The sequence below is a fragment of the Sphingomonas sp. LHG3406-1 genome, assembly GCF_029637485.1.
Lineage (GTDB): Bacteria > Pseudomonadota > Alphaproteobacteria > Sphingomonadales > Sphingomonadaceae > Sphingomicrobium.
Genome location: NZ_CP069128.1, coordinates 19,621 through 42,511, shown reverse-complemented (window position 1 = coordinate 42,511; position 22,891 = coordinate 19,621). Strand labels below are relative to the sequence as shown.

General features: G+C 67.4%; 27 protein-coding genes. 10 read left to right on the top strand and 17 right to left on the bottom strand.

Features of this window, described 5'->3' with window-relative positions:
• Positions 1 to 33 precede the first annotated feature (33 nt).
• Entirely contained in the window at positions 34 to 465 is a 432-nt protein-coding gene (locus JOY29_RS00245) for an META domain-containing protein (RefSeq protein ID WP_300974192.1), read from the top strand.
• Positions 465 to 1,148 (top strand): META domain-containing protein, encoded by a 684-nt coding sequence (locus JOY29_RS00240; RefSeq protein ID WP_300974190.1) that lies wholly within the window; start codon positions 465 to 467, stop codon positions 1,146 to 1,148. Before JOY29_RS00245 ends, JOY29_RS00240 begins: the two co-directional genes overlap by 1 nt.
• 88 nt (positions 1,149 to 1,236) lie before the next feature.
• Here JOY29_RS00240 and rmuC read toward each other — a convergent pair whose 3' ends face one another.
• On the bottom strand, positions 1,237 to 2,703 hold the full coding sequence (gene rmuC / locus JOY29_RS00235) for a DNA recombination protein RmuC (protein ID WP_300975558.1): 1,467 nt from the start codon (positions 2,701 to 2,703) through the stop codon (positions 1,237 to 1,239).
• 115 nt (positions 2,704 to 2,818) lie between these two features.
• Here rmuC and JOY29_RS00230 point away from each other — a divergent pair, with 115 nt between their 5' ends.
• A complete protein-coding gene (locus JOY29_RS00230) occupies positions 2,819 to 3,526 on the top strand; it encodes an SDR family NAD(P)-dependent oxidoreductase (protein WP_300974189.1) in 708 nt (235 codons plus the stop codon).
• Here JOY29_RS00230 and JOY29_RS00225 read toward each other — a convergent pair.
• The 7 genes from JOY29_RS00225 to JOY29_RS00195 all read right to left on the bottom strand — a co-directional run bounded on the left by JOY29_RS00225 (position 3,523) and on the right by JOY29_RS00195 (position 11,568).
• The gene (locus JOY29_RS00225) at positions 3,523 to 4,806 is read right to left on the bottom strand and encodes a cyclopropane-fatty-acyl-phospholipid synthase family protein (RefSeq protein ID WP_300975557.1); all 1,284 of its coding nucleotides are present in this window, start codon (positions 4,804 to 4,806) and stop codon (positions 3,523 to 3,525) included. The two genes, JOY29_RS00230 and JOY29_RS00225, sit on opposite strands and share 4 nt — an antisense overlap.
• Positions 4,807 to 4,890: 84 nt before the next feature.
• Entirely contained in the window at positions 4,891 to 6,249 is a 1,359-nt protein-coding gene (locus tag JOY29_RS00220) for a deoxyribodipyrimidine photo-lyase (protein ID WP_300974188.1), read from the bottom strand.
• 34 nt (positions 6,250 to 6,283) lie between these two features.
• Complete coding sequence (locus tag JOY29_RS00215; RefSeq protein ID WP_300974187.1) at positions 6,284 to 7,210, bottom strand: metal-dependent hydrolase; 927 nt, start codon at positions 7,208 to 7,210, stop codon at positions 6,284 to 6,286.
• A 3-nt stretch (positions 7,211 to 7,213) separates the two neighbouring features.
• The gene (locus JOY29_RS00210) at positions 7,214 to 7,879 is read right to left on the bottom strand and encodes a spermidine synthase (RefSeq protein ID WP_300974186.1); all 666 of its coding nucleotides are present in this window, start codon (positions 7,877 to 7,879) and stop codon (positions 7,214 to 7,216) included.
• Between the two features lie 156 nt (positions 7,880 to 8,035).
• The gene (locus JOY29_RS00205; RefSeq protein WP_300974185.1) at positions 8,036 to 9,055 is read right to left on the bottom strand and encodes a 2-oxoacid:ferredoxin oxidoreductase subunit beta; all 1,020 of its coding nucleotides are present in this window, start codon (positions 9,053 to 9,055) and stop codon (positions 8,036 to 8,038) included.
• A 1-nt stretch (position 9,056) separates the two neighbouring features.
• Positions 9,057 to 9,464: a hypothetical protein gene (locus tag JOY29_RS00200; protein WP_300974184.1), complete on the bottom strand. Its 408-nt coding sequence runs from the start codon at positions 9,462 to 9,464 to the stop codon at positions 9,057 to 9,059.
• A gap of 130 nt (positions 9,465 to 9,594) precedes the next feature.
• Positions 9,595 to 11,568 (bottom strand): 2-oxoacid:acceptor oxidoreductase subunit alpha, encoded by a 1,974-nt coding sequence (locus JOY29_RS00195; protein ID WP_300974183.1) that lies wholly within the window; start codon positions 11,566 to 11,568, stop codon positions 9,595 to 9,597.
• Positions 11,569 to 11,646: 78 nt separating this feature from the next.
• On the opposite strand from JOY29_RS00195, the gene JOY29_RS00190 reads away from it, so the two are divergent.
• The 4 genes from JOY29_RS00190 to JOY29_RS00175 all read left to right on the top strand — a co-directional run bounded on the left by JOY29_RS00190 (position 11,647) and on the right by JOY29_RS00175 (position 14,325).
• On the top strand, positions 11,647 to 12,588 hold the full coding sequence (locus JOY29_RS00190) for an alpha/beta hydrolase (RefSeq protein ID WP_300974182.1): 942 nt from the start codon (positions 11,647 to 11,649) through the stop codon (positions 12,586 to 12,588).
• Between the two features lie 100 nt (positions 12,589 to 12,688).
• Positions 12,689 to 13,255, top strand: a complete 567-nt coding sequence (locus JOY29_RS00185; RefSeq protein WP_300974181.1) for a hypothetical protein — start codon at positions 12,689 to 12,691, stop codon at positions 13,253 to 13,255.
• A gap of 93 nt (positions 13,256 to 13,348) precedes the next feature.
• Positions 13,349 to 13,828: an RNA pyrophosphohydrolase gene (locus JOY29_RS00180; protein ID WP_300974180.1), complete on the top strand. Its 480-nt coding sequence runs from the start codon at positions 13,349 to 13,351 to the stop codon at positions 13,826 to 13,828.
• A gap of 77 nt (positions 13,829 to 13,905) precedes the next feature.
• Positions 13,906 to 14,325, top strand: coding sequence for a hypothetical protein (locus JOY29_RS00175; RefSeq protein WP_300974179.1), 420 nt, complete (start codon positions 13,906 to 13,908; stop codon positions 14,323 to 14,325).
• Positions 14,326 to 14,378: 53 nt separating this feature from the next.
• Here JOY29_RS00175 and JOY29_RS00170 read toward each other — a convergent pair whose 3' ends face one another.
• From JOY29_RS00170 to JOY29_RS00135, 8 genes are all read right to left on the bottom strand, one after another.
• Positions 14,379 to 14,702, bottom strand: coding sequence for a hypothetical protein (locus tag JOY29_RS00170; protein WP_300974178.1), 324 nt, complete (start codon positions 14,700 to 14,702; stop codon positions 14,379 to 14,381).
• Positions 14,703 to 14,824: 122 nt separating this feature from the next.
• A complete protein-coding gene (locus JOY29_RS00165) occupies positions 14,825 to 15,355 on the bottom strand; it encodes a superoxide dismutase family protein (protein ID WP_300974177.1) in 531 nt (176 codons plus the stop codon).
• A 129-nt stretch (positions 15,356 to 15,484) separates the two neighbouring features.
• Positions 15,485 to 15,910 (bottom strand): biopolymer transporter ExbD, encoded by a 426-nt coding sequence (locus JOY29_RS00160; protein WP_300975556.1) that lies wholly within the window; start codon positions 15,908 to 15,910, stop codon positions 15,485 to 15,487.
• 23 nt (positions 15,911 to 15,933) lie between these two features.
• The gene (locus JOY29_RS00155; protein WP_300974176.1) at positions 15,934 to 16,422 is read right to left on the bottom strand and encodes a biopolymer transporter ExbD; all 489 of its coding nucleotides are present in this window, start codon (positions 16,420 to 16,422) and stop codon (positions 15,934 to 15,936) included.
• A gap of 89 nt (positions 16,423 to 16,511) precedes the next feature.
• Positions 16,512 to 17,387: a MotA/TolQ/ExbB proton channel family protein gene (locus JOY29_RS00150; protein WP_300974174.1), complete on the bottom strand. Its 876-nt coding sequence runs from the start codon at positions 17,385 to 17,387 to the stop codon at positions 16,512 to 16,514.
• Between the two features lie 52 nt (positions 17,388 to 17,439).
• Positions 17,440 to 18,126 carry an energy transducer TonB gene (locus tag JOY29_RS00145; protein ID WP_300974173.1) on the bottom strand — a complete coding sequence of 229 codons (687 nt, stop codon included), beginning with the start codon at positions 18,124 to 18,126 and terminating at the stop codon, positions 17,440 to 17,442.
• A 184-nt stretch (positions 18,127 to 18,310) separates the two neighbouring features.
• Positions 18,311 to 18,739, bottom strand: coding sequence for a dihydroneopterin aldolase (locus JOY29_RS00140; RefSeq protein WP_300974172.1), 429 nt, complete (start codon positions 18,737 to 18,739; stop codon positions 18,311 to 18,313).
• Complete coding sequence (locus JOY29_RS00135) at positions 18,736 to 19,464, bottom strand: SDR family oxidoreductase (RefSeq protein ID WP_300974170.1); 729 nt, start codon at positions 19,462 to 19,464, stop codon at positions 18,736 to 18,738. Before JOY29_RS00135 ends, JOY29_RS00140 begins: the two co-directional genes overlap by 4 nt.
• Positions 19,465 to 19,530: 66 nt before the next feature.
• Between JOY29_RS00135 and JOY29_RS00130 the strand changes: the two genes are divergently transcribed.
• From JOY29_RS00130 to JOY29_RS00120, 3 genes are read left to right on the top strand one after another with little or no spacing between them, the layout of a single operon-like run.
• A complete protein-coding gene (locus JOY29_RS00130; RefSeq protein WP_300974169.1) occupies positions 19,531 to 20,079 on the top strand; it encodes a DUF1285 domain-containing protein in 549 nt (182 codons plus the stop codon).
• Positions 20,076 to 20,669 (top strand): CoA pyrophosphatase, encoded by a 594-nt coding sequence (locus tag JOY29_RS00125; protein WP_300974168.1) that lies wholly within the window; start codon positions 20,076 to 20,078, stop codon positions 20,667 to 20,669. The genes JOY29_RS00130 and JOY29_RS00125 overlap by 4 nt, the downstream gene beginning before the upstream one ends.
• 14 nt (positions 20,670 to 20,683) lie before the next feature.
• Positions 20,684 to 21,844, top strand: coding sequence for a CCA tRNA nucleotidyltransferase (locus tag JOY29_RS00120; RefSeq protein WP_300974167.1), 1,161 nt, complete (start codon positions 20,684 to 20,686; stop codon positions 21,842 to 21,844).
• A 205-nt stretch (positions 21,845 to 22,049) separates the two neighbouring features.
• On the opposite strand, the gene JOY29_RS00115 is transcribed toward JOY29_RS00120, so the two are convergent.
• Positions 22,050 to 22,661, bottom strand: coding sequence for a LuxR C-terminal-related transcriptional regulator (locus JOY29_RS00115; RefSeq protein WP_300974166.1), 612 nt, complete (start codon positions 22,659 to 22,661; stop codon positions 22,050 to 22,052).
• Positions 22,662 to 22,891: the final 230 nt, after the last annotated feature.

Here is a 22,891-nt window from a genome sequence, read left to right as displayed (position 1 = left end):
CGGCGTTCATCTTGGTGGCGTTACACCGCCGTCATGACCCGTCCGATGCTCCTCCTGCCATTGCTGCTCGCCGCCTGCGCAAGCGGTCCCGTGCCCCTGCCCCCGCCCGATGCCGACGTGCGGCCGGTCGTCCAGAAGGACAATCTCGATGGCCGCTGGACCATCGCCGCGCTGAACGGGCGGGCGATAAGTGGCATGTCGGTGGAGTTCACGGGGCCGAGCATGCGGGTCGCCCTCGCCTGCAACGGCGGCGCGGCAACGATCACTCGCAACGGCGACAAGCTGTTCCTGCAGCAGCTGGCGCTGACCGAACGGGGCTGCGAGCCCGAGCGGATGCAGGTCGACGAGCAGGCGGCCGCGGTGCTGCGCCAGCCGATGACGATGGAATTGACCCCACCCGATCGCTTGCGGCTGATCAACGCAGGCGGCATCATCGATCTCGTCCGCAACGAGGGAGCGAAATGATGCGCCTGATGCCTCTTGCCGCGCTGGCCCTGCTCGCCGGCTGTGCCACCGTTCCGCCGGCGGGTCCGCCGGCCATGCCCGGTTCGACCTACAAGGCGGTCGGGACCGAGCCTTTCTGGGCGCTCGAGCTCAATGGCCGCGACATGGTGTTCAGCGAAGCCAATGCGCCGGGCATGCGGATCGTCGAGCCGCAGCCGCAGCCGATCCACGGTTTCGCCGGCGACATCTACCAGGGGCGGCGGATCAACCTCAACATCGTCCGCGGGCAACGCTGCAGCGACGGGATGAGCGACCGGGTCTACGCGGACAAGGTGCAGGTGCGGGTGGACGGGCGGAGTTTCGAGGGCTGCGGCGGGGAGACTCCGGCGATGGGAAGCATCGAAGGTGACTGGTCGGTGCTGGCGGTGTCGCGTCAGATCGTTTCCAGCGACAGTCATCGACTGAGCTTCGGCGGGGGACGGCTGAGCGGTCAGTTCGGTTGCAACCGGATGAGCGGCCCCTACCGGGTCGAGGGCCAGACCCTGATCGCCGGCCCTGTTGTCGCGACTCGGATGGCCTGCCCGGACATGCGGGCCGAGACGGCCGCCAGCCAGATCCTGGCAATGCCGATGCGCATGGCCTGGACGGAGCGCGGCGATCTCGTGCTGGAGAACGAGGCCGGGGAGATCAGGCTTTCGCGCTGACGATTGGCGCAGGCTGGCCGCTCCACCACGTCGCTGCGCGGAGCGGTCGCCCTCGCCATCGGTGTTGCCGCGGGGAAGGTCGCGGGAGTCATTCGGCCGCGATTGCGGGTGACTCGTCGTCGCTGTTGTAGCGCGGCAGAGCCTCCACCGGCGGGATTACTTCGATCTCGCGGGCGCCCGGCTCGATGTTGAGGTCGCGGAACTTGCGTGCCGTGACCAGCGAGCGGCTCTCAAAGCTTGAGACGAAGCTGTTGTAATTGTTGACGGCGCTGGTGAGCCCGGAGCCGACCTTCTTGAGGTCCTGCGCGGCCTTGGCCAGCCGATCGTAGAGTTCTTTGCCGAGCTCGCCGATCTGGCGGGCCTCCTTGGCGAGCTTCTCTTGCCGCCACACGGCCGCCACCGTGCGGGCGATGGCGATGAGGTTGGTCGGAGTGGCGAGCAACACTCTCTTTTCGAAGGCGAAGTCCCAGAGGGCCGGCTCCTGCTCCAGCGCGGCGGTGAGGAAATGCTCACCGGGGATGAACATCACGACATAGTCAGGGGCGTCAGCGAACTGCGCCCAATAGGCCTTGTTGCCAAGCGCGTTCACATGGTTGCGGATGGCGGCCGCATGAGCAGCGAGATGGAGCGAACGGTCGCTCTCATCCACGGCCCCGAACGCATCCTGGTAGCTGTTGAGCGACACCTTGGCATCGATGACGAGGCTCTGCCCACCGGGAACGCGGACGATGGCGTCGGGCCGAAGCCGGGCACCTTCCTCGGTTTCGACGCTGACCTCTGTGGCGAAGTCGCAATGCTCCGAAAGGCCGCAGCTCTCGAGCACGTTGCGAAGCTGCTGCTCGCCCCACCGTCCGCGCGCCTTGGGTGCGTTGCGCAGGGCGTTGACCAGCTTGGCGGCCTCGGCCGACACGCGCTCCGTTCCAGTGCGCATGGCATCGATCTGGCCGGCAAGGAGACCGAAGGCATCGCGCCGCTCGGCCTCCACCTTCTGGACGGTGGTCTCATAGCGTTCGAGCCGCTCGTGGACGGGCTGGAGCAGCGCCTTGAGGCTCTGCCCGCTCTGCTCCTGCGACTGGCGGAAGCGCTGGTCTGCCCGGTCCAGGAACTGCTTCTGGGCTTCGGTGAGGAGCTTGTTGCCAATCTCGCTGAACTGGGCCGAAAGGGCCTCCTTGGCCTCGCGAAGTTCGGTCAGACGAGCTTCGAAGTTGCGGGCTTCGGCCTCGAGCTTCTCACGCAACAGCAGCGCCTCGTCGCGCTCTTTCGTGATGGTGGCGAGCTGGTCCTCGACAAGGAGGAGACGCTGCGCCTCAGGCTCCAGCCGAGCGATAGACTGGCGGGCGACGTCGCGCTGCTCGGTGACTTCGCGAAGGCTCTCCTCCGTCTGCGGAAGGCGGCGGGCCTGCTCGGACGCCACCGCCAGCGCGCGTTCGCTTTCCTGTACCTGAGCGCGCAGCCCATCGACTTCTCCGCGCAGGCCGGCCGCCGGGCGCGAGCCGAGGAACCAGCCGAGCAGGACCGCGGCGACCGCCACCACGCCCACCAGCAATGCCACCATCAACGCATCCACGACTCGTCACCCCACGCAAAAGAGAACGAAAACAGAACTACCCGCTTCGCGCCCCCGGCACAATCACTTGGCCGCACGACCGGCAGCCGCTAGGGGCGCGGCCATGAGCAAGTTGCAAGGCCGCCTCGCCCTCGTCACCGGAGCCAGCCGCGGGATCGGTGCCGCCATCGCCGAGGCGCTGGCGCGCGAGGGGGCGCATGTGATCCTCACGGCGCGGACGGCAGCCGGGCTGGAGCAGGTCGAGGAGCGCATCCACGCCGCCGGCGGGACCGCGACCATCGCTCCCATCGACCTCACCAAGGCCGAGGACATCGGCAAGCTGGCGTCGGCCATCGCAGGCCGGTGGGAGAAGCTGGACCTGCTGGTGCTGAACGCTGCGACGCTCGGCACGCTGACGCCGGTCGAGCATATCGACGTCAAGGAATATGCGCGGTTGATCAACCTCAACCTGCTTGCGCCGCAGGCCCTGCTGGCGGCGTTCGATCCGATGCTGCGCGCGTCGGACAGGGCCGAGGTGGTGGCGCTGACCAGCAGCGTCGGGGCGACCCCGCGGGCCTTCTGGGGCGCCTATGGCTCGTCCAAGGCGGCGCTGGAGACCTTGCTTGGCGCCTATGCGGACGAGACGGCGCATACGGACCGGCTTCGCGTCACCATCCTCGATCCGGGCGCGACGCGGACGCAGATGCGGGCCAAGGCCTTCCCGGGCGAGGATCCGGCCGAGGTGAAGGCGCCGGAGGCGGTCGCCGAGCGGCTGGTCGCGCTGCTCGGCGAGGAACGGGCGAGCGGGGCGAAGGTGCGGGTGGAGGCCTAGCCCTTCACCAGGGTGACCTGCGCGACATCGATCCCGCGCCCGCGGAATCCGCCTTCACAATACATGAGATAATAGCGCCACAAGTTGTGGAATTGCGGGCTGAACCCCGACAGCCGGCCAGCTTCGACGGCGGCGTCGTAGCGTGACCGCCAGAGCTTGAGCGTGGTCGCATAATCCTCGCCGAAGGCATGGGGATCGTTCCAGGCGAGGCCCCTTTCTTCGGCCAGGGCGCGGAAGCGGGGTTCGTTCAGCAGCAGGCCGCCGGGAAAGATATAGGTCTGGATGAAGTCGGCGCTCGCCGCATAGGCGTCGAACAGCTCGGGGCGGATCGAGATATACTGGAGCGCGGCGCGGCCGCCGGGCTTCAGCGCGCTGGCGATGGCGGCCAGATAGGCAGGCCACCAGCGCTGGCCGACGGCTTCGACCATCTCGACCGAGGCGACCGCGTCATAGGTGCCGCGGTGGTCGCGATAGTCCTCGAGAAGGATGGTGATGCGCTCGGCGAGGCCTTCCTCAGCGATGCGGCGCTCGGCCCAGGCCTTCTGTTCGGTCGAGAGGGTAAGGCCGGTGACGGTCGCGCCGCGGCGGGCGGCGGCGAGGGCCAGGCTGCCCCAGCCGCAGCCGATCTCCAGCAGCCGGTCGCCGGGGGCGAGCGCAAGCCGGTCGAGGATGGCGTCGATCTTGGCGGATTGGGCGGCAGCAAGGTCCCCTTCCCGCTCGCGGGAGGGGAAGGCCGAGGGAATGTCGCGGTGGATGGTCGGGATGGGCCCTCCCCCAACCTCTCCCGCAGGCGAAAGTGGAGAGAAGAGCGCCGAACTGTAGTTCATCCCCTCGTCGAGCCAGGCCGAGTAGAAGTCGTTGCCAAGATCGTAGTGGGCGGCGATGTTGCGGCGGGCCTGGTGGGGCGCGTTGTCGCGCCACTGGTGGGCCAGCCAGTTGAGCAAGCGGAACGGCCCCTTGGCGCGGGCGGTGCCGGCGAGGCTAATGGCGTTGCGCATGAAGAGGTCAAACAGGGGGACGGGATCGGGCGAGGACCATTCGCCTTTCGCCCAGGCCTTGTACCAGCCGACGCTGCCGCTGGTCGCGAGACGGACGAGGGCAAGCCAGCTGTTGAGTTGAACGACCGGTTCGGGGCCCGGCGCATGGAAGCCGATTGCCCGGTGGGAGCCGTCGGGCAGCGTGGCGTGGATGCCGCCTTCGCGCAGGCGCTCGTGCAACTGGTCGAGCAGGTGCGCGAAGGCGGGGGCGGCGAGGCGGCCGGGAAGGCCGGCGCCGGTCATGAAGCTGCGGTCGGCTTTGAGGAGATGATCGCCGCGAGAGGCCATGGCTCCGCCTAGAGCCGAAGCCGCGCCGAGTTCAACCGGTTAGGTCGCCACGCGCGCCTTGAATGCCGCCAGCGCCCGCTCCCGGCCCTCGCGATGCTCAACCAACGGCCTGGCATAGTCGGCCGGCGCGACGCCCCTGCCCCATGGATCGTGGATGTCGGCGTCCGAGAGATGCGCAAGTTCCGGCACCCAGCTGCGGATGTAGGCGGCGGCGGCGAATTTCTCGCTCTGCGCGAGCGGCGCCATGATGCGGTAGTAGGGCTGGCTGTCGAAGCCGGTGCCGGCGATCCACTGCCAGTTCTGGCTGTTGTTGGCGTAATCGGCGTCGGTCAGCGTGTCCCAGAACCATCGGGCGCCGCGGCGCCAGTCGACCAGCAGATGCTTGACCAGGAAGCTGGCGGTGACGAGCCGGGCGCGATTGTGCATCCAGCCGGTCTCCCACAACTGGCGCATGCCGGCATCGACGAGGGGAAAGCCGGTGTGCCCCCTAGACCAGGCGGTGAAGTCGCGGTCGGCGGCCGGGCCGGAGCGATAGGCGAGGCCGAGCGGGCGCTGCTCCGCCTCTCCGACCCTGGAATCGGCGAGGATGACGTGGCGGCTGAAGTCGCGCCATGCGAGTTCGCGCCGGAACTTGTCGCCCCCTGCCCCGCCGACCCCGTACCAGACCTGGCGCGGGCTGATCTCGCCGAAGTGGAGGTGGGTGGAGAGCTGGCTGGTGCCGACCTCGGCCAGAAGGTCGCGACGGGCGGCATAATGTTCGGCCTCCGCGGCGAAGCGCTGGAGGTGCTTGTTCGCGCCGGCAGCGCCGGGCTCCCAGATGTCGAATCCGGTCGCCCAGTTGGGGCGGGTCGGAAGGAGGTGCAGGTCCTCCAGTCGGTCACTGGCGGGGAAACGTTCGGGCGCATCGACCTTGCTCGGTGCCGGCAGCGGCTCCTGCGGCGGGAGGCGCTGTTCGAGAGCGCGGTAAAAGGGGCCGAAGATCTTGAACGGGCTGCCGCTGCCGGTGCGGATGGTGCGCGGCTCGGCCAGCACGTCGCCTTCGTGGAGGATGACGAAATCGCCCGCCTCGCACTCCGCCTCGCGCCACCATGGCTCGTAGTGGCGGGTGGCGTGGATGCCGCACGCACCCATCTCCCTGGCGACCTCGCGAACCACCCTGGATGAGCGGCCGCGGCGGAGGATGAGGCGGGTGCCGAGCGCCTCGAGGTCGCGGGCGAGCGCGGCGAGGCTGTGGTGGAGCCACCAGCGCGAGGCGCCGCCGAGCTTCCACGGGCCCGGAGTCTCGTCGTCGAGGACATAGAGGCCGACGACCGGACCACGCTCCGCCGCGGCACGGAGGGCGGGCTGGTCGGCGATGCGCAGGTCCTGACGGAACCAGACGAGTTGCGGGCGGCTCATGCCTCCCTTGAACGCGCCTTTGCGCGCGACTTCACTATGGCCGTGAGGTCAGGGGGACGAGGAACTGACCCCGGGTCAGCTCCGAATTGAAACGCTGGTCGGCGAGGTAAGTGACGCCGTCGCGCTCGATCACGATCGGCATTCGCGACCAGAAGAGGAAGGCTTCGACGTCTGGGCGGCCACGGGCGGCGGCGAGGGCGGGATGGTCGAGACGAGTCTCGTCAATGCTTGCCGAAACATTGATCGGCCCGAACACGCTCCAATCAATCGTGCCGTCCGAGGAGTGCGGGCCATAGACCTGCTGGCGGTCGTCGCGCCAAAGGATCGAGCGCTGCCAGAAGATCGCCGGGACGGGGTTCGCCACGACCTCCGCGGAAGTAGGAAGGCCTGCCGCCGCGCGATAGCCAGCTTCGGCTCGGCCAGTGATCCAGCCGTTGCCGAAGATGTAGGCGCCGATCACCGCGAACCCGATCCAGGCGGGGCGCTGCCAGTCGCCTCCCCTCTTCTCGGCCCGGCGGCTCCACCACCAGCAGCCGACGAGCGTGATCCAGATCCACAGGTCGATGATGAACAGGGTGTCGCCGGCGTACCAGGTGGAGCTGAACGGCTCGAGCAGTCGGACACCGTAGCTGTTGAGCCAGTCGAGTGCCGGGTGGCTCAAGGTGCCGATGTAGGCGCAGAGGAGGAGTGGCCAGAAACGCACCGGCTCCTTGGCCGGTCGCCATCGGTTCCACGCCAGCACGAGAGCGGTCAGGATCAGCGGCAGGAGGGCCAGCGCGATCGGGCCGTGGGTTAGGCCGCGGCGCATGGCAAGGCTTTCGGTGCCGAAGACGGTCGCGACCGCGTCGATGTCCGGAATGTTGGCCGCGATGACGAGGGTGGCGGTGGCCCGGGCGGTGAGCTTCTTCAGGCCCATCTGCGCAAGCAGGGCGCCGGCGAAGCTGTGGGTGAGATTGTCCATCGCTCAGCGCACCCCCGCGAACCAGATGACGTGCCGCGGCCCCTTGCCGTTCTGGCGGGCCCTGACGACCTGCTCGTCGACCTGGAAGCCAGCGGCGTGCAGCGCCTTGGTGAAGCGCGGATCGGCACCGGCGGACCAGATGGCCAGGAGGCCAGCCCGGCGGAGCGCGGCCTTCGCCCTGGCAAGGCCGACGGGGCCGTAGAGGCCGTCGTTGGCGGCACGCACCAGGGCGTCCGGGCCATTGTCGACGTCCAGCAGGATCGCGTCCCAGCCACCTTCCGCGATGCGGTCGGCGACGTCGCCGACGACGATCTTCACGCGCTTGTGATTGAGGCAATTGCCGGTGAGGTCGGCCATCGGCCCCTTCGCCCAGTCGATGATCTCGGGGACCAGTTCGGCCACCGTCACCTCGGCGTCGGGCGGAAGGACCTTGAGCGCCGCGCGCAGGGTGAATCCCATGCCATAGCCGCCGATCAGCCAGCGCTGCTTCGGACGGTTGCCGAGGCGCTCGGCGGTCATCAGCGCGAGGGCCTCCTCCGAGCCGCTCATGCGGGTGGACATGAGCTCCTCGCGCTCGACCAGGATCATGTGGTCGGCACCGCGGGAGTAGAGGTGCATCTCGGGACCGCCAGGGATGCGGGCGGTGGCGAGGTGGGTGCGGGGAATCATCGAACCACTTCCTCCCCGTTGCGCAGCAAAGGGAAGGTGGCAGCGCGAAGCGCTGACGGAGGGGCCGAGGGCGCAACCGAAGGCCCCTCCACCACTCCGCTTGGCGAAGCGGTCCCCCTCCCCATTCCGCTTTGCAGAACGGGGAGGATGCAGCTCTTACTCAGCCCTCGGCTCCTTCTCGACCATCCAGCTCTGGCCCTTCGAAACGAGGGCCTGGAGGTCGGCGGTCTTGCCGGCGCTGGCGCTTTCGTTCTGCTCGAGCACGGCGGCTTCGAAGGTCGGCGCCGGGTCGTCGTAGAGGACTCCGAGCGCGACCGGGAAGCCAACCGCCGGCATCTCGACCAGCATATGGGCGAGGCCGCGGTTCTTCACATTGTGGGTGAGGACCGACGGATCGTCGCCAGGGACGACCTTGAGGGTCAGCGTATCGACATCGAGCGCAATGCCCTTGGCCCCATTCGCGAACAGCATCTTTTCGCCGTCGCGAAGCCAGAGCTGCATGTCGGCGGCATGTTCCTTCGCGGTGAAGGGCGCGAAGACATCGTCATTGTAGACGACGCAGTTCTGGAAGATCTCGACGAAGGCAGCGCCCTGGTGGGCGTGGGCGGCCTTGAGCACGTCGGGAAGGTTCTTGTTCACGTCGATCGCCCGGGCGACGAAGCGGGCACCGGCGCCCAGTGCGAAGGCACAGGGACGGGTCGGACGGTCGACCGAGCCGAACGGGGTCGACGGGCTGCGGGTGCCGATCCGGCTGGTGGGCGAATATTGACCCTTGGTCAGGCCGTAGATCTCGTTGTTGAACAGCAGGACCTGGCAATTGAGGTTGCGGCGCAGCAGATGCATCGTGTGGTTGCCGCCGATGCTGAGCGCATCGCCGTCGCCGGTGATGATCCACACGTCGAGGTCCGGATTGGCGAGCTTGATGCCGGTCGCGAAGGCCGGCGCACGGCCGTGGATGGTGTGGAAGCCGTAGGTCTCCATGTAATAGGGAAAGCGGCTGGAGCAGCCGATGCCGGACACGAACACGGTCTTCTCCCGCGCGACGCCGAGATCGGGCATGGTGCGCTGCACGGCCTTCAGCACCGCATAGTCGCCGCAGCCCGGGCACCAGCGCACTTCCTGGTCGCTCGCCCAGTCCTTGGCGGTGGTCTTCTCGATGGTGGTCAGCTCGTTCATGTCAAAGTCCTGCTCGCGCCCAATATTTCCAGGCCATGTAGGTCAGCGCCATGGCCATTCCGGACATGACCGCGGCGCCGGTCATGCCTGATGTGAGATCACCTTCCAGGCGCAGGGCCCAGGTGATTACGGAGAGGAGAAGCGCAAGACTTCCCATGAAGGCCGTCGCGATCCAGCCGAGAAAGCGCGAAACGGCCGCGCCGGTGGACGCGGGATCCATCGGTTGCTGGTCCCGCTCCTCGGCCAGCAATTCGGCGAGGGAGCCATTCCTCCCGCGTCCCATGGCCATGAACAGCTCCGGGTGACGGGAGCCGATCCGGAAGGTCAGCACGATGTAGCCGATGCCGAACATCTCTCCGAGAAAGGCGCTGCGCGGCCCGAAGGCGATGAACAGGATGAGGCCAGCCAACCACAATCCCAGGAACGTCAGTAAGGCAAGGAGCAAGAGACATCCTCGCCCCATCAACGCCAGAGGAAGTAGAGAAGCGCCAGCACGAGGATGAGCATGGCGATCAGCGGGAAGGGGTTGATCGGCTTCATCAGCGCACCTCCGCCGCGTGCGGCTTGCCCGGGTCATGGCCGCTGTCACCCTCGGGCAGCTGGGTCGCGTCGGGGGCGAGCGCGCCGCCGCAGGCGGTCCGGGCGGCGGCTTCGATCTCGGCGATCTTGAAGGGCTGGCCGCTGACCTTGGTCAGGCTCTGGACGTCGACGAGATACTGGTCGCGCAGCAGGGTCTTGAACTGGCCTGAGTTCATCTCGGGCACGATGACGGTGCCAAACCCGCGCAGCAGCTCGCCGAGGTTGGCGGGGAGCGGCCAGATGTGGCGGACGTGGACGTGGGCGACGTCGTGGCCGTGCGCCAGCAGGCGCTTCACCGCCTGGTGGATCGGCCCGAAGGTCGAGCCCCAGCCGACCACGGCGACTTTCGCGCCCGCACGGCCAAGACAGACCTCCTGCGCCGGGATGTCGCTGGCGATGCCGAGCACCTTTTCCTGGCGGATTCGGGTCATTTCGGAATGGGCGCCGGGCGAATAGTCGAGGTCGCCGGTGCCGGGGCGCTTCTCGATGCCGCCGATGCGGTGGAGGAGGCCAGGCGTGCCGGGCTTGATCCACGGACGGGCGAGCTTCTCGTCGCGAGCATAGGGCAGCAGCTTGCCATTGGCGTCGCGAGGCGCGTCATTTTCGTTGGCGTAGGTGACCGGGAAGGGCTGGTAGCCGCTCATGTCGGGCACCTTCCACGGCTCGGCGGCATTGGCGATGTAGCCGTCCGTGAGCAGCATGACCGGGGTCATGTAGCGGACGGCGAGGCGGCAGGCCTCGATTGCGCAGTCGAAGGCGTCAGCGGGCGAGCGGGCGGCGATCACCGGCATGGGCGCATCGCCATTGCGGCCGTAGACCGCCTGGTAAAGGTCGCTCTGCTCGGTCTTGGTCGGAAGACCGGTCGAAGGACCGCCGCGCTGCGAGTTGACAATGACCAGCGGGAGCTCGGTCATGATCGCCAGGCCCATCGCCTCGGTCTTGAGCGCGATGCCCGGACCCGAGGAGGAAGTGACGCCGAGGCTTCCGGCATAGCTGGCGCCGATGGCAGCACAGATGGCCGCGATCTCGTCCTCCGCCTGGAAGGTGGTGATCCCATATTCCTTGAGGCGGCTGAGGTGGTGCAGCAGCGCGGAAGCCGGGGTGATGGGATAGCCGCCGAAGAACATCGGCAGGCCGGCAAGCTGGGTTCCGGCGACGAGGCCGAGGCCAAGCGCCTCGGCGCCGGTGACGGTCCGGTAGAGGCCTGGTTCCGCGGGGGCGGCCTCGATGTGGTGGGGGCGGAAGGCCGCGCCCATCTCGATCGTGTCGCCATAGGCGTGGCCGGCGTTCAGCGCGGCGATATTGGCTTCGGCAAGCGTCGGAGCCTTGGCGAACTTGGTCGTGAGCCAGTCGGTGATCGGCCCACGGTCACGGTCGAACATCCACAGCGCAAGGCCAAGCGTCCACATGTTCTTGCAGCGCAGCGCCTCCTTATTGCCGAGGCCGAAGGGCTTCACGGCATCGAGAGTGAGCTGCGAGATGTTGAACTTGATCAGCTGCCAGCGGGCGAGGCTACCGTCTTCGAGCGGGTTCTGCTCGTAGCCGGCCTTGGCGAGGTTGCGGGCCGTGAACTCGCCCTCGTCGGCGATGATCATTCCGCCGTCGCGCAACGCTTCGACGTTCACCTTGAGCGCAGCCGGATTCATCGCGACGAGCACGTCCGGCTGGTCGCCCGCCGTCTCAATCGCGGCCGAGCCGAAGTTGATCTGGAAGGCCGAGACTCCGAAGGTGGTGCCCTGCGGCGCGCGGATCTCGGCCGGGAAGTCGGGGAAGGTCGCGAGGTCATTGCCCGCGAGCGCGGTCGACAGGGTGAACTGGCCGCCGGTCAGCTGCATGCCGTCACCGGAGTCTCCGGCGAAACGGACCACGACATTCTCGAGCGGAGAATCCTGACGGGCTTCTTCGGGGGTGAGCAAATGGGCGGCCGTGGCCATGAAAGGTCCTGCGAGATTAGGGGTTAACGCCCATGTAGCGCGTGGAATTGCGAACGTCACCACGTTAGGGACGCAAGAATGACCACGCCTTTCATCCGCCCCGACGTCGCCGCCCTGCTCGAAGTCGCCAATCGGCCGGGCGCCAAGCGCGCCGTCGACGTTGGGCTCGAGGAGGCGCGGGGGATGCTTCATGCGAGCAGGCATCTGTTCGACGCACCGGTCGGCGACCTGGCGGTCCTTCGCGCGGTGGAAGGCGGCCCCTGCCCCATGCGTCTTTATGACGCACGGGAGGAACGCCGCGCCGGTGCGGTGATCGTCTTTTACCATGGTGGCGGCTTCGTGCTGGGCGATCTCGACACGCACGAGCCGCTCTGCGCCGAGATCGCGCGGCTGACCGACCTGCCGGTGGTGAGCGTCGACTATGCGCTGGCGCCCGAGCGACCCTTTCCGGCGGGCCCGGAGGATGCGATCGCCGCGGCCCGATGGGTTGCCGGCAACCCGGAAGCGCTCGGGCTGCAGGTGGACGGCCTGGTCCTCAGCGGCGACAGCGCTGGCGGCAACTTTGCCATCGTCACCGCGCTGGCGCTTCGCGGCGAGCGCGCGGCGGTGCCGGTGAAGGCTTTGTGGCCGCTCTATCCGGCCGGCAATCCGACCCGACATTATCCGAGCCTCGATGCGTTCGGCGAAGGCTATCTCCTCAGCCGCGCCTCGATGGAATGGTTCGACCAATGCTATCGGCCCGACCCGAAGGACTGGCGCTACGATCCGCTGGCCAAGCCGCTGGAAGGTCTGCCGCCAACCCTGGTGATTACCGCCGGGCTCGACCCGATCCGCGATCAGGGCCGCGCCTTTGCCGCCGCCTGCATCGCCGCCGGGGTCGAGACGGTCTATCAGGAGTGCCCAGGCACCATCCACGGCTTCCTCAATCTGCGAAGGGCCCTGCCAAGCGCACAGGAGGACCTGGAACGCAGCGTCGCGTTGCTGAAGCCGCTGCTCGGGCGAGCGGCCAGTCGCCCCTGAGCAGCGCTGCTCAGAGGCGAAACGGTCGGAACAAGCCCGGCGGCGCTTCGCTCACTCCCTGCCGGCCTGTCCCCTTCCGCCGGCCAAGGGAGATTCATCCATGCAAGGCAACAACGTCATTTCCGCCGTCTTTGACAACCGCTCCGAAGCCGAGCGCGCGATCCAGGAACTGCGCAGCGCCGGCGTCGATAACAGCGCCATCTCGGTCATCGGCAGGCAGGACGGCAACGTCAGCGAGCATGACGGCAGCGGCGAACAGCATGGTGACGGCAAGGAGCCGACCAGCTTCATCGCCAAGGCGGCCGCGGGTTCCGGCGTCGGCGCCCTGCTCGGCGTCGCCGCGCTTGCCATCCCGGGCGTCGGCCCGCTCGCCGCGGCCGGTGCGATCGCCGAGGCCGCCGTCGGCGGCGCAGCGCTGACCGGGACCGCCGTCGGTGCCGCAGCCGGTGGTCTCAGCGACATTCTCGGCAAGCATGGCGTCAACGACGAGGACAGCCGCTACTACGGCGACCGCATCAACCAGGGCGGCATCTTCGTCTCGGTCGACACGCGCCGCGGCAATATCGATCCGAGCCGGATCGAGGACGTTCTCCACCGCGCCGGCGGGCATAGCTCCAGCCGCCAGCGGATGAGCATGGACCAGGGCGCCAGCACTTCGACCTACTAGGGCCGAAAGGTCGGGTGGGGGGCTTCGGCCTTCCGCCCGTCACCCAGACTGCGCGGGATTGCGTCGTTCGGGCCGCCCGCGCATTGGTCCTTCATGACCGAGAACAAAGCCTATCGCCGCGGGGTCGGCGTCATGCTCCTCAATGCCGACCGCAAGGTGTGGGTCGGGCGGCGGATCGATCGCACCGACGAAGCCTGGCAGATGCCGCAGGGCGGGATCGACGAAGGCGAGCAGCCGTGGGTCACGGCGCAGCGCGAGCTCGAGGAGGAGACCGGGATCAAGCCGCACCTGGTCGAGCGCCTGTCCGAATGCCCCGAGCGGCTGCGCTACGAGCTTCCCGAGGAGCTGCAGGGCAGATTGTGGGGTGGCAAGTGGCGGGGCCAGGAGCATGACTGGTTCCTGTGCCGCTTCCTCGGCCGTGAGAGCGACATCGACATCGCGACGGCCCATCCCGAATTCGACGCCTGGAAGTGGGTCGAGCCGTCGTCGCTCCCCGACCTCATCGTGCCGTTCAAGCGCGACCTCTATCGCCAGCTGATCGACCAGTTTCGCGAGCATCTCGGGCTGCCCTGAGGACGCGGTGGCGCGAGGAACAGGGATAGCGGGCAAGTGGTTCGATTCGCACCCTTTCCCAACTGATCGGAATGACCATGACCGCTTCCGCCGCCAAGCAGACCGGCCTCGGCCTCGGCGTTTTCAGCCTTGCCCTGGGTGCCGCGGAAATCTTCGCACCGGAGCGGATCGCGCGCGCGCTCGGGCTTGACGAGCATGGCACCGCCAAGACCGTCATCCGCGCCTTTGGTTTTCGCGAGGTCGCTGCCGGCGTGATGCTGCTGCGTGGGCCGGCGGTGTCGTTCAACGCCTGGAACCGGGTGCTTGGCGACACGATGGATACGGCGGCGCTGCTGGCGGGCCTGCGCATGAGCAAGCGCCCCGGCGCGATCCTTGGCTCCCTCGCCTTGGTCGGTGCGTGCGCGGCGCTCGATCGCTGGACGGCGAGCGCGCTGGACGAGGAAACCGGCGAAGTCCTTCCGCTCGACAAGGGTCAGTCGGACATCAGCGGCCGTTAGGCAGGAGAAAAGGGGCGGGTCGCCCCGCCCCTCCCCTGTATCTACCTAAGGCTTTACGCCGTCTGCTTGGCGCCCATCGCTTCGGCGAGCTTCCTCACCTTCTCGGCGACCTTCGGATCCTCCGCCCGGTCGGCGGCCTTGGCGGTGTCCTGGCCGATTTTCTCGAGCAGGGTCTTCAACTTGTCGCCGTCGGGCTCGTCCTCGTTGAGCAACTTCTCGAGCCGCTCCAGTTCCGAGGCGAGGCCCTTGGAGCCGGTGAAGTCGGCCTTGCGGATCTCCTCAACCCACTCGCCCGCGAGTTTGGCACCCTGCTTGGCGCTGGTCTTCTCGATCCCCTTGTCGAACGCATTTTCGGTCGCCGTGAAACGCTGCGGCATGACTGACTCCTACTGGTAGACGGCGACCACATGCCGCCTGCCTTCCCAACGAAGCGCGTCATCCTTCGCCGCTACGGTCCATCGGGCAGGGAGGGCGAAGGAACCTCCTGCGGAGGCAACCATCAGGCCGCGGGGCTGAGCACCGCACAGGCGATCCGGTCGCCGCTGTTGCCGCTGGGATCGGTGACATTGTCGTCCTCTCCGGCGTGGATGACGATCGCCGAGCCGTCCGTGTCGCGAAGCTGCGCGAGGCTGGCGCCGCTCAACACGACCGTTTCGCGCAAGGAGCCGTTGGCGGCGACCGGCACGTTGGGAAGGTCGCCGGCATGGGGACCCGCCGGATTGGACAGGCCATGCTTGCGGCTGGCCGGATTCCAGTGCGAACCGGCAGTGGTGAAGCCCGGCGGGTCGCAGCGGCCGACGGCGTGGACGTGAAGGCCCTTACGGCCGACCGTCAGGCCATCCGCCTCGACGCGAAAGCTGACGGCGCCTGGTGTCTCCCACATGCGCACGGTCCCGATGGACTGTCCGCTAGTCCCGACCAAGGGAAGCGCGATTGCGCTGGCGGGCGCGTCGGAGGGCGTGGCGCAGCCGTGGAGCAGGGCCGCTCCGGCCAGGGCGGTGGCGGCGGCAAGGAAGCTCTTCCTCTTCAACTCTTCTCTCCTCTGCGGACGTGGACTGTCCTGCCACAAACGCCCGGCAAACGAAAAAGGGCGACCTTCCCACGAAAGGAAGGCCGCCCAGGATCATTCGGGATGGTCGCCCGAATTGATGGGGTCGCGTCAGAAGGCCTTGGCGTAGGCCTCGTTGCCGACGAACCCGAACTTCGACACGCTGGCCTGCTTCACCGACACCAGCACCTCGTCAACCAGCTCGTAGCGGGCGTTGGGCTCCGGCTGCAGGTGAAGTTCCGGAACCGGGTTCAACTGCTGCGAGATGTCGAGATACTGGCGAAGCTGCACCTGGTTCACCGGAAGGCCATTCCAAAGAATGGCGTTGTTGGTGGTGACCACGATCTTGTTCTTGACCGGGTCTACCAGCTGCTGCTGGGGATTGTCACCCTGCGGCAGGTCGAGCTTCACCGCGTGGGTCTGGATCGGAATGGTGATGATCAGCATGATGATCAGCACCAGCATGACGTCGATCAACGGAGTGGTGTTGATCTCCATCATCGGTTCGCCTTCGGAGTTATTCGAAGTCGTCTGCATCGCCATGAGGCGTAATCCTTCTCTTACATCCGGGTCACGGTCGAGCCGGGCGGCGGCTCGGACACGAAGCCGACCCGCGCAAAACCGGCGCGTTGCATCGTGAAAATGGTCCCGCCGATGCACTTGTAAGGCGTGCCGACGTCGCCGCGGATATGAACTTCGGGCATGGTCTCATCAGTGAGATTGTCCGCACCGCCGACATCCGCAATCGCCTTCTCGAGCCGCGCAACCGCCGTGTCGAGCAGCGCCGTGCTGTCGATCGGAGTCATGCCGAGGTAGACTTCACAGGTATCGCCAGGGCCGCCGCGAACGGTCAGCTCGACGTTCTCGGGCTTGGTCTCGCGCACTTCATAGGCAGTCTTCGGAAGCGCGATCGGAACCGTCTCCACCACCACCGGAATGGCAATCAGGAAGATGATGAGGAGCACCAGCATCACGTCCACGAGGGGCGTGGTGTTGATGTCGGACATCGGGACGTCGTCGCCGTCTTCCTTGCCGACACTCATTGCCATGGGATCTGTATTCCCTCTTCGAAATCAAAGCGCAGTGCCCGGGGACGCGGGGCCGGCACCATCAGGCGACCGGCCCCGTGAACCTGAGCTTAGCGGCGGTCGACCGTGGTCGTGCCAGTGCCGCCGGCCTGCTGGCCGGTCGAGGTCTGGCCGGTGGTCAGCGGCTGCGAACCGGCGGGGGTCGGAGCGGCGCCCGAGCGGGTCTGCGCACCCTTGGCGACCGAAGCCGAACCGGCGTTGGCGGCACCAGCCGAAGCCATGGCCGGCTTCACCTTGCCCTCGGACATGATGTAGCCGTGCAGGTCGTTGGTGAAGGCCGCGAGGTCTTCCATGATCGACTTGTTGCGACGGATCAGCCAGTTGTAGGCGAGCACGGCCGGAACCGCGACGACCAGGCCGAGCGCGGTCATGATGAGCGCCTCACCGACCGGGCCGGCGACGACTGAGATCGAGGCCTGACCCGACGCACCGATCTTGATCAGCGCGCGGTAGATGCCGACGACGGTACCGAACAGACCGATGAACGGCGAGGTCGAACCGACGGTCGCAAGGAAGGCCAGACCTTCACCGAGACGCGCGCCGATGCCGCCCTGCGAACGAGCGAGGCTGTTGGCCATCCAGTCATGCTGGTCGATCGGGTTGGTCAGCTTGCCGTGCTGCTCCTGAGCGACCAGCGTGTCGTCGACGATTGCGCGATAGGCGCTCTTGGCGTCGAGCTTGCTGGCAGCTTCACGCAGGTTCGGCGAGTTCCAGAAGCTGGCCCGGACCTTGTTGCCCTGGCTGATGATCTTCTGCTGCTCGAAGAACTTGGTGAAGAGAATGTAGAAGGTGCCGATCGACATGCCGACCAGGATGGCGAAGGTGCCCCAAGCAATGAGACCACCCTCGTTCAGAGCCTGCATCAGGCCGTAGGGGTTATCGCCCGCGGGGGCTGCGGCTGCGGCCATCAGAGAGACGAAAGTCATAGTGCGTATCCTTGGACTAGAAACCGGTTGGGCTTGGAAGTGTAGGCGCTAATCAGTCGGCGGGCAGACGCCAGACGATCCTTGTCGTCGTGGTGTCAGTCGTCCTGCCACCGCTGCTGTCCGTCGCCGGCGTGAACCGGGCTCGGCTGCGCAGAAGGCGGCAAGTCGTGTTGTCGAGCGAACTCGAACCCGACGAACTGGTCACCGTGCAGTTGGTCACCCGTCCGTCCGGCCCGATGTCGAGACGAACGCCGGTCGTGCCCTGCTGCTCGTTACGGATCGCGTCCTGCGGATAATCGTCATCCGAAAAGTAAGAAGCGAGGTTCGCACGGGCCTTAGCCGGCTGCACCTTGACGGGCGCGGGCGGCGGGGGCGGTGGCGCCGGCGGCGCGGGAGGCGCCGGCGGAGCCGTGTAGGTGATCGGCGGGTTAGGCGGCGCCACGTTGACCGTCGTAACCGGCGGCGGCGGCGTGTTGGTCCGCACCAGCGGCGGCGGCGAAACCACCGGCGGTGGAATCTCCTGCTGCGGCTGCTCCGGCGGTGGGGGCGGTGGCTCCTCCGGCGGGGGCGGCGGCTCCTCCTCCACGTCGAAGGTCTTCAGATCCTCAGCAGCCTTCTTCACGACGTTGTAGGCGAGGCCGGTGATGATCGCATATCCGAGCAGCACATGCAGCAAGGCGACAATGACGATCGAAACCGTCCTGTTCCCGCTCATCTGCCTGCGATTGGCGTAAGACATCCTGCCGCAATTCTCCTCAGGGGTGACCTCTGCACCAGGTTCGGAACCGCTGAGCAAGTCGCGGATCCGAGCTGGCGAGCCGACGTATCAACATATCATCGGCTGGGTCGGCGCGCTTCCTTAATGTGGCCTCAATGGCGGCGCAATCATATTGTTCCGCTTGCTCAACCGCGCCCCGGGAACGTTACGGTGCCGTGCCGGAAAAACTGGCAATCTCAACACCCACGCCACGTGCATTCGGATAGACGTCAGGCTTGGCCGTGACGACCCTGAGTGCCTTCACTCCGGCGCGCGCAGCAATCCAGTCATAGACTTCCCGGGCCAAAGTCTCCTGGAGATTGAACCTTTTCGACATAGCGATTCGCTCGATCTCGACGCGCACGTGGTCGTAGTTCCAGGCATTCTCGGCGGAGTCGCCCGGCGGCGGCGCGAGTTCCTCCAGCCAGACCTCGACACTGACCAGCAGCCGCTGAGGGGAGCCGATCTCGAATTCATGGAAGCCGATGTCGGTCATCACCTCGAGCGAATCGAGGTGGATCTTTGCCGATCGCACCGCGAGGCTGGCCGGAACGAGCCCGTCGAGGCGCGGGGTGAAGCTCAGTATTTCGGTCATTCTTGGTCCGCTTCAAGGAATTGCACGTCGCGTGGCAGGCGCCAGAAGCGCTGCCCGCCGTCAAGGGTGAGCGTCTCGCCGGTGACGACGGGAGAGTCCACCAGGAAACGAAGGGAGCGGAGCACGTCCGCGGGTTCGACCCCGCGCTTCAGGGGGTTGAAGGCGTGGGTGGCGGCGAAGTTCTGCTCGCTCTGCCCTTCGGACAGCAGCATCAGCGCCGGTGCGATGGCGTTCACCCGGACGCCCTGCCCCGCGAGCTGCCGAGCACTGAGCTGCGTCAGTGCCGCCAGGGCAGCCTTGGACAATGTGTAGCTGAGGAAGTCGGGGTTCGGAGCCGCGAGCTTGGCGTCGAGAATGTTGACGATCAGCCGATCGCCAAACCCGCCCGCTGCAGCGAAGGCCGAAGTCAGCAAGGCCGGCGCGGCGACGTTCACCGCCATGTGGGCCGCAAGTTCCTCGGCCGAGAAGGTTTCGAGCCGGTCGGCAACGAAGCGCGAGGCATTGTTGACGAGCAACCCCGGCGGATGCGGACAGGCATCGATGATCGCCTCGGCGGCGGCCTTGCCGTCAGCGAGATCGGCGACGACGCGGATGGCGCCGGAGGGGACCTCGTCCGAAGCGCTTCGGACATGCGCGACCAGTTGCCAGCCATCGTCGAGCAGGCCCTCTGCGAGGACCCGGCCTACCCTCTTGCCCGCACCGGTGACGATCGCGACCCTGGTCATCGGCAACAAGCGTGTAGCGCCCGCTCTTGCGGAAACAAGGCGCTGGCCTCATCTCCCTTCCCGCTCATGCCCGAGACCCAGCCTCCTCTCGACATCGCTCGCCTGTCTCTCGCCGAGATCGAAGCGGCCGCCGCCGGCCGGCGCCGCCCGCCGGTAGAGCGCTGGGACCCGCCCCACTGCGGCCATAGCGGAATGAAAATCGATGCCGAGGGACGCTGGTGGCATGACGGCAGGAGGATCCAGCGCGACGCCCTCGTCCGCCTGTTCGCCTCCGTCCTTCGTCGTGAGCCCGACGGACGCCACCTGCTGGTCACTCCGGTCGAAAAGCTGGACATCGACGTCGAGCTGGCCGCGCTGCGGGTGATCGCCATGACCGCCGAGGGCGACGGCCGTGGTGCTACCCTCGCGGTGCAGCTCAACAATGGCGAGTTGCTGGTGGTCGGAAAGGATCACCCGATCCGGATGGAACAGGGGCTGCCGCTCCTCGCGGTTCGCGGCGGGCTCGAGGCCAGTTTCGAGCGGCCGGTCTATTACGAGCTTGCCGAGCGTGCGCTGGCCGAGCGCCCCGCAGGCATCTGGAGCGAAGGCTGCTTCTTCCCGCTCGAGGAGGCATGAACCTCGCCGAGCGGCTGCGCCGGGCTCTCGACGCACCAGCGCCTGAGGACCTTCTAGCCGGCGACCTCATCGAGGGGGCTTCGGTGACCGACGGGATCGTCCCCGCCGCGGTGCTGGTGGCGATCACCCGCAGGGCCGAGCCTGGAGTCCTGCTGACCGTCCGCCGCGAGCATCTGCGCACCCATGCCGGCCAGGTGGCGTTTCCCGGTGGGCGGATCGATCCCGAGGACCAGCATGCCGCCGCCGCGGCACTGCGCGAGGCGGAGGAGGAGATCGGGCTGCCGGCATCCGCCGTCACGCTATGGGGCAGCGCCGATCCCTATCGCACCGTCACCGGCTATGAGGTGACCCCGGTCCTTGGCGCGGTCGATCCCGACCTGCCGCTCAGCCCGCATGAGGCAGAAGTGGCCGACTGGTTCGAAGCGCCGCTTGCCTTCCTCCTCGATCCCGCCAACCAGCGCGCCATCGAAGCGGAGTTCCGAGGCAGGATGCGGACCTACTATCAGATCGACTGGGAAGGTCGCCGCATCTGGGGCGCGACCGCTGCCATGCTGGTCAATCTCTCGCGGCGGCTGAACGCGTGGAGTTGAGCCGTCTCGAAGCAATGGCCGAGCGTCCCGGCATCGCCGCGCTACTTGCGGCGCTGGGAGAGGGGCAGGTGCGGCTGGTGGGCGGCGCGGTGCGCGACAGCCTGCTCGGCCACGAGGTCGCCGATGTCGATGTCGCCACCAGCCTGAGCCCCTATGAAGTGATGCGCCGCTGCGGGGCGGCCGGAATCAGGACCGTTCCGACCGGAATTACCCACGGCACCGTCACTGCGCTCGCCCAGGGCGAAACGATCGAGGTCACCACTCTGCGCGCCGATCTCGCCACCGACGGGCGGCATGCGACCGTGGCCTTCACCGACGACTGGCGGGAGGATGCGGCGAGACGGGATTTCACCGTCAACGCGCTTTACTTCGATCCAGGCGAAGGACGGGTGTTCGACTATTTCGGCGGGCTCGACGACCTTGCCGAGGGCCGGGTGCGGTTTATCGGCGAGCCGCTCCAGCGCATCGCTGAGGATCACTTGCGCATCCTCCGCTTCTTCCGTTTCACCGCCCGCTTCGGGTCGGGCGTGGATGAGGCCGGCCTTGCCGCCTGCGAAGCCAGGGCCAACGACCTGATGGCCCTGTCGCGTGAGCGGATCGCCGACGAGTGGCTGAAGCTGCTCGCCTTGCCCAACCCCGCCGCGACCGTGCGGCTGATGCTGGAGCATGGCCTGCTTCGGCCGGTCCTGCCCGAGATCGGCACAGAGGCCCTACCCGCGCTTGAGCAGCTGATCGCGGCCGAGCAGGCGGCGGGGATCGCGCCGGAGCCGCTCCGCCGCTTCGCCGCCCTCCTGCCCCGCGACCCGCTCGTCGCCGAGAAGGTCGCGGCGCGGCTGAAGCTCAGCAACAAGGCCCGCAAGCGGCTGGCCTCGGCGGCGACCGAGGAGACCCCGGGCGTTCCCCGGGCGCTCGCCTATCGGATCGGAACCGACGAAGCGCGGGACCGGCTTCTGCTCGCCGGTCAAGCCGAAGCCGCGGCATCGCTGGAGGGCTGGGTTCCGCCGCGCCTGCCGGTCGGCGGCGGCGACCTCATCAGGCGCGGGCTGGTGGCCGGACCGGCGGTGGCGCGCACGCTGAAGGCGATCGAGGCACGCTGGGTCGAGGAAGGCTTTCCCGACGGAGAGCGGCTCGAGCAACTGGTCGACGAAGAGCTTGCCGCTACGGGCGCCAGATGAGTGCGGCGTTGTGGAAGGAAGGCGTGCCGACCGCAGGCGGGCATGCGGCCGGCACGGAGTTTCCGAGCAGCGGGGAAGCTCGGCTCGGAGCATCCGGTCGGCACTCAAGGGGGAAGTGTGCCGCACGAATGGTGATGATGCGGATGTGCCTCTCGCGCAGCCTCGCGCAAAGATAGGCTTAGGCCGGTATGCGACCTGAGTGGGGCTAGAGGCCCGCTTCGACCGCAAGCCGGATCAGGTCGGCGCTGGTCGGGACGCCAAGCCGCTCCATCAGCAGGGCGCGGTGCATCTTCACGGTCTTCTCGCTGATCTTGAGCTCCCAGGCGATCTGCTTGTTGAGCAGACCCTTGGCAATCAGTTCCAGCACCTGGCGCTGGCGCGGCGGGAGGCCATTGACGGCGAGGATGGCCTTCTCGCGGCGACCGCTGAATACCGCCGTGCTCTCGCTGCCGAGTTCGACCTGGCTGCCGAGGAACCAGGACAGTTCCCCACTGGCATCGAAGAGCGGGGTCACCAGCACCGCATTGCGGAAGGGCGTGCCGTCCTTCTTGTAGTTGAGGATGTCGACCAGCACCGACTTGTGGGTGCGCACGCCCTCACGGATCCGTTCGGTGAGCCAGGGTTCGGTCGCGGCACCGGACAGGAAGCGGCAATTGCGGCCGATTATCTCGTCCTCGGCATAGCCGGTAAGATCGCAGAAGGCCTGGTTAGCGACTTCCAAGGGATTGTCGGGCTTGCGAGGATTGCTGAGCACGGTCGCGATGGGGCTGTACCCCACCGTTTCGACCAGGCGTTCTTCATCGACCGAAGCCAGCACAGGCTCCTCCGCGCTTCCCCTGCGCCGATGGTCCTACACCGCGATGCAGGCCGACGCGAGGGCTATTTGGACCGGGGTTCGGACGCCGTCGCAGCAACCGGGGATTGCCGCTTTTCGGAGCCCGCACCCGGGCGACGCTGGCCGCGCTGCAGCAGTTTCTTGTTTCACCGCCGTATCTTAGGCCGTTTCCTGCCCCTCTTTCGCACTCCTCGACTGTTGCGCTCAAGACA

Bases quoted from the DNA above. Each gene is read 5' to 3' on its own strand.
- JOY29_RS00245 (WP_300974192.1), top strand. From the start codon at position 34: ATGACCCGTCCGATGCTCCTCCTGCCATTGCTGCTCGCCGCCTGCGCA.
- JOY29_RS00240 (WP_300974190.1), top strand. From the start codon at position 465: ATGCGCCTGATGCCTCTTGCCGCGCTGGCCCTGCTCGCCGGCTGTGCC.
- rmuC (WP_300975558.1), bottom strand. From the start codon at position 2,703: ATGGTGGCATTGCTGGTGGGCGTGGTGGCGGTCGCCGCGGTCCTGCTC.
- JOY29_RS00230 (WP_300974189.1), top strand. From the start codon at position 2,819: ATGAGCAAGTTGCAAGGCCGCCTCGCCCTCGTCACCGGAGCCAGCCGC.
- JOY29_RS00225 (WP_300975557.1), bottom strand. From the start codon at position 4,806: ATGACCGGCGCCGGCCTTCCCGGCCGCCTCGCCGCCCCCGCCTTCGCG.
- JOY29_RS00220 (WP_300974188.1), bottom strand. From the start codon at position 6,249: ATGAGCCGCCCGCAACTCGTCTGGTTCCGTCAGGACCTGCGCATCGCC.
- JOY29_RS00215 (WP_300974187.1), bottom strand. From the start codon at position 7,210: ATGGACAATCTCACCCACAGCTTCGCCGGCGCCCTGCTTGCGCAGATG.
- JOY29_RS00210 (WP_300974186.1), bottom strand. From the start codon at position 7,879: ATGATTCCCCGCACCCACCTCGCCACCGCCCGCATCCCTGGCGGTCCC.
- JOY29_RS00205 (WP_300974185.1), bottom strand. From the start codon at position 9,055: ATGAACGAGCTGACCACCATCGAGAAGACCACCGCCAAGGACTGGGCG.
- JOY29_RS00195 (WP_300974183.1), bottom strand. From the start codon at position 11,568: ATGGCCACGGCCGCCCATTTGCTCACCCCCGAAGAAGCCCGTCAGGAT.
- JOY29_RS00190 (WP_300974182.1), top strand. From the start codon at position 11,647: ATGACCACGCCTTTCATCCGCCCCGACGTCGCCGCCCTGCTCGAAGTC.
- JOY29_RS00185 (WP_300974181.1), top strand. From the start codon at position 12,689: ATGCAAGGCAACAACGTCATTTCCGCCGTCTTTGACAACCGCTCCGAA.
- JOY29_RS00180 (WP_300974180.1), top strand. From the start codon at position 13,349: ATGACCGAGAACAAAGCCTATCGCCGCGGGGTCGGCGTCATGCTCCTC.
- JOY29_RS00175 (WP_300974179.1), top strand. From the start codon at position 13,906: ATGACCGCTTCCGCCGCCAAGCAGACCGGCCTCGGCCTCGGCGTTTTC.
- JOY29_RS00170 (WP_300974178.1), bottom strand. From the start codon at position 14,702: ATGCCGCAGCGTTTCACGGCGACCGAAAATGCGTTCGACAAGGGGATC.
- JOY29_RS00160 (WP_300975556.1), bottom strand. From the start codon at position 15,910: ATGCAGACGACTTCGAATAACTCCGAAGGCGAACCGATGATGGAGATC.
- JOY29_RS00155 (WP_300974176.1), bottom strand. From the start codon at position 16,422: ATGGCAATGAGTGTCGGCAAGGAAGACGGCGACGACGTCCCGATGTCC.
- JOY29_RS00150 (WP_300974174.1), bottom strand. From the start codon at position 17,387: ATGACTTTCGTCTCTCTGATGGCCGCAGCCGCAGCCCCCGCGGGCGAT.
- JOY29_RS00145 (WP_300974173.1), bottom strand. From the start codon at position 18,126: ATGTCTTACGCCAATCGCAGGCAGATGAGCGGGAACAGGACGGTTTCG.
- JOY29_RS00140 (WP_300974172.1), bottom strand. From the start codon at position 18,739: ATGACCGAAATACTGAGCTTCACCCCGCGCCTCGACGGGCTCGTTCCG.
- JOY29_RS00135 (WP_300974170.1), bottom strand. From the start codon at position 19,464: ATGACCAGGGTCGCGATCGTCACCGGTGCGGGCAAGAGGGTAGGCCGG.
- JOY29_RS00130 (WP_300974169.1), top strand. From the start codon at position 19,531: ATGCCCGAGACCCAGCCTCCTCTCGACATCGCTCGCCTGTCTCTCGCC.
- JOY29_RS00125 (WP_300974168.1), top strand. From the start codon at position 20,076: ATGAACCTCGCCGAGCGGCTGCGCCGGGCTCTCGACGCACCAGCGCCT.
- JOY29_RS00120 (WP_300974167.1), top strand. From the start codon at position 20,684: ATGGCCGAGCGTCCCGGCATCGCCGCGCTACTTGCGGCGCTGGGAGAG.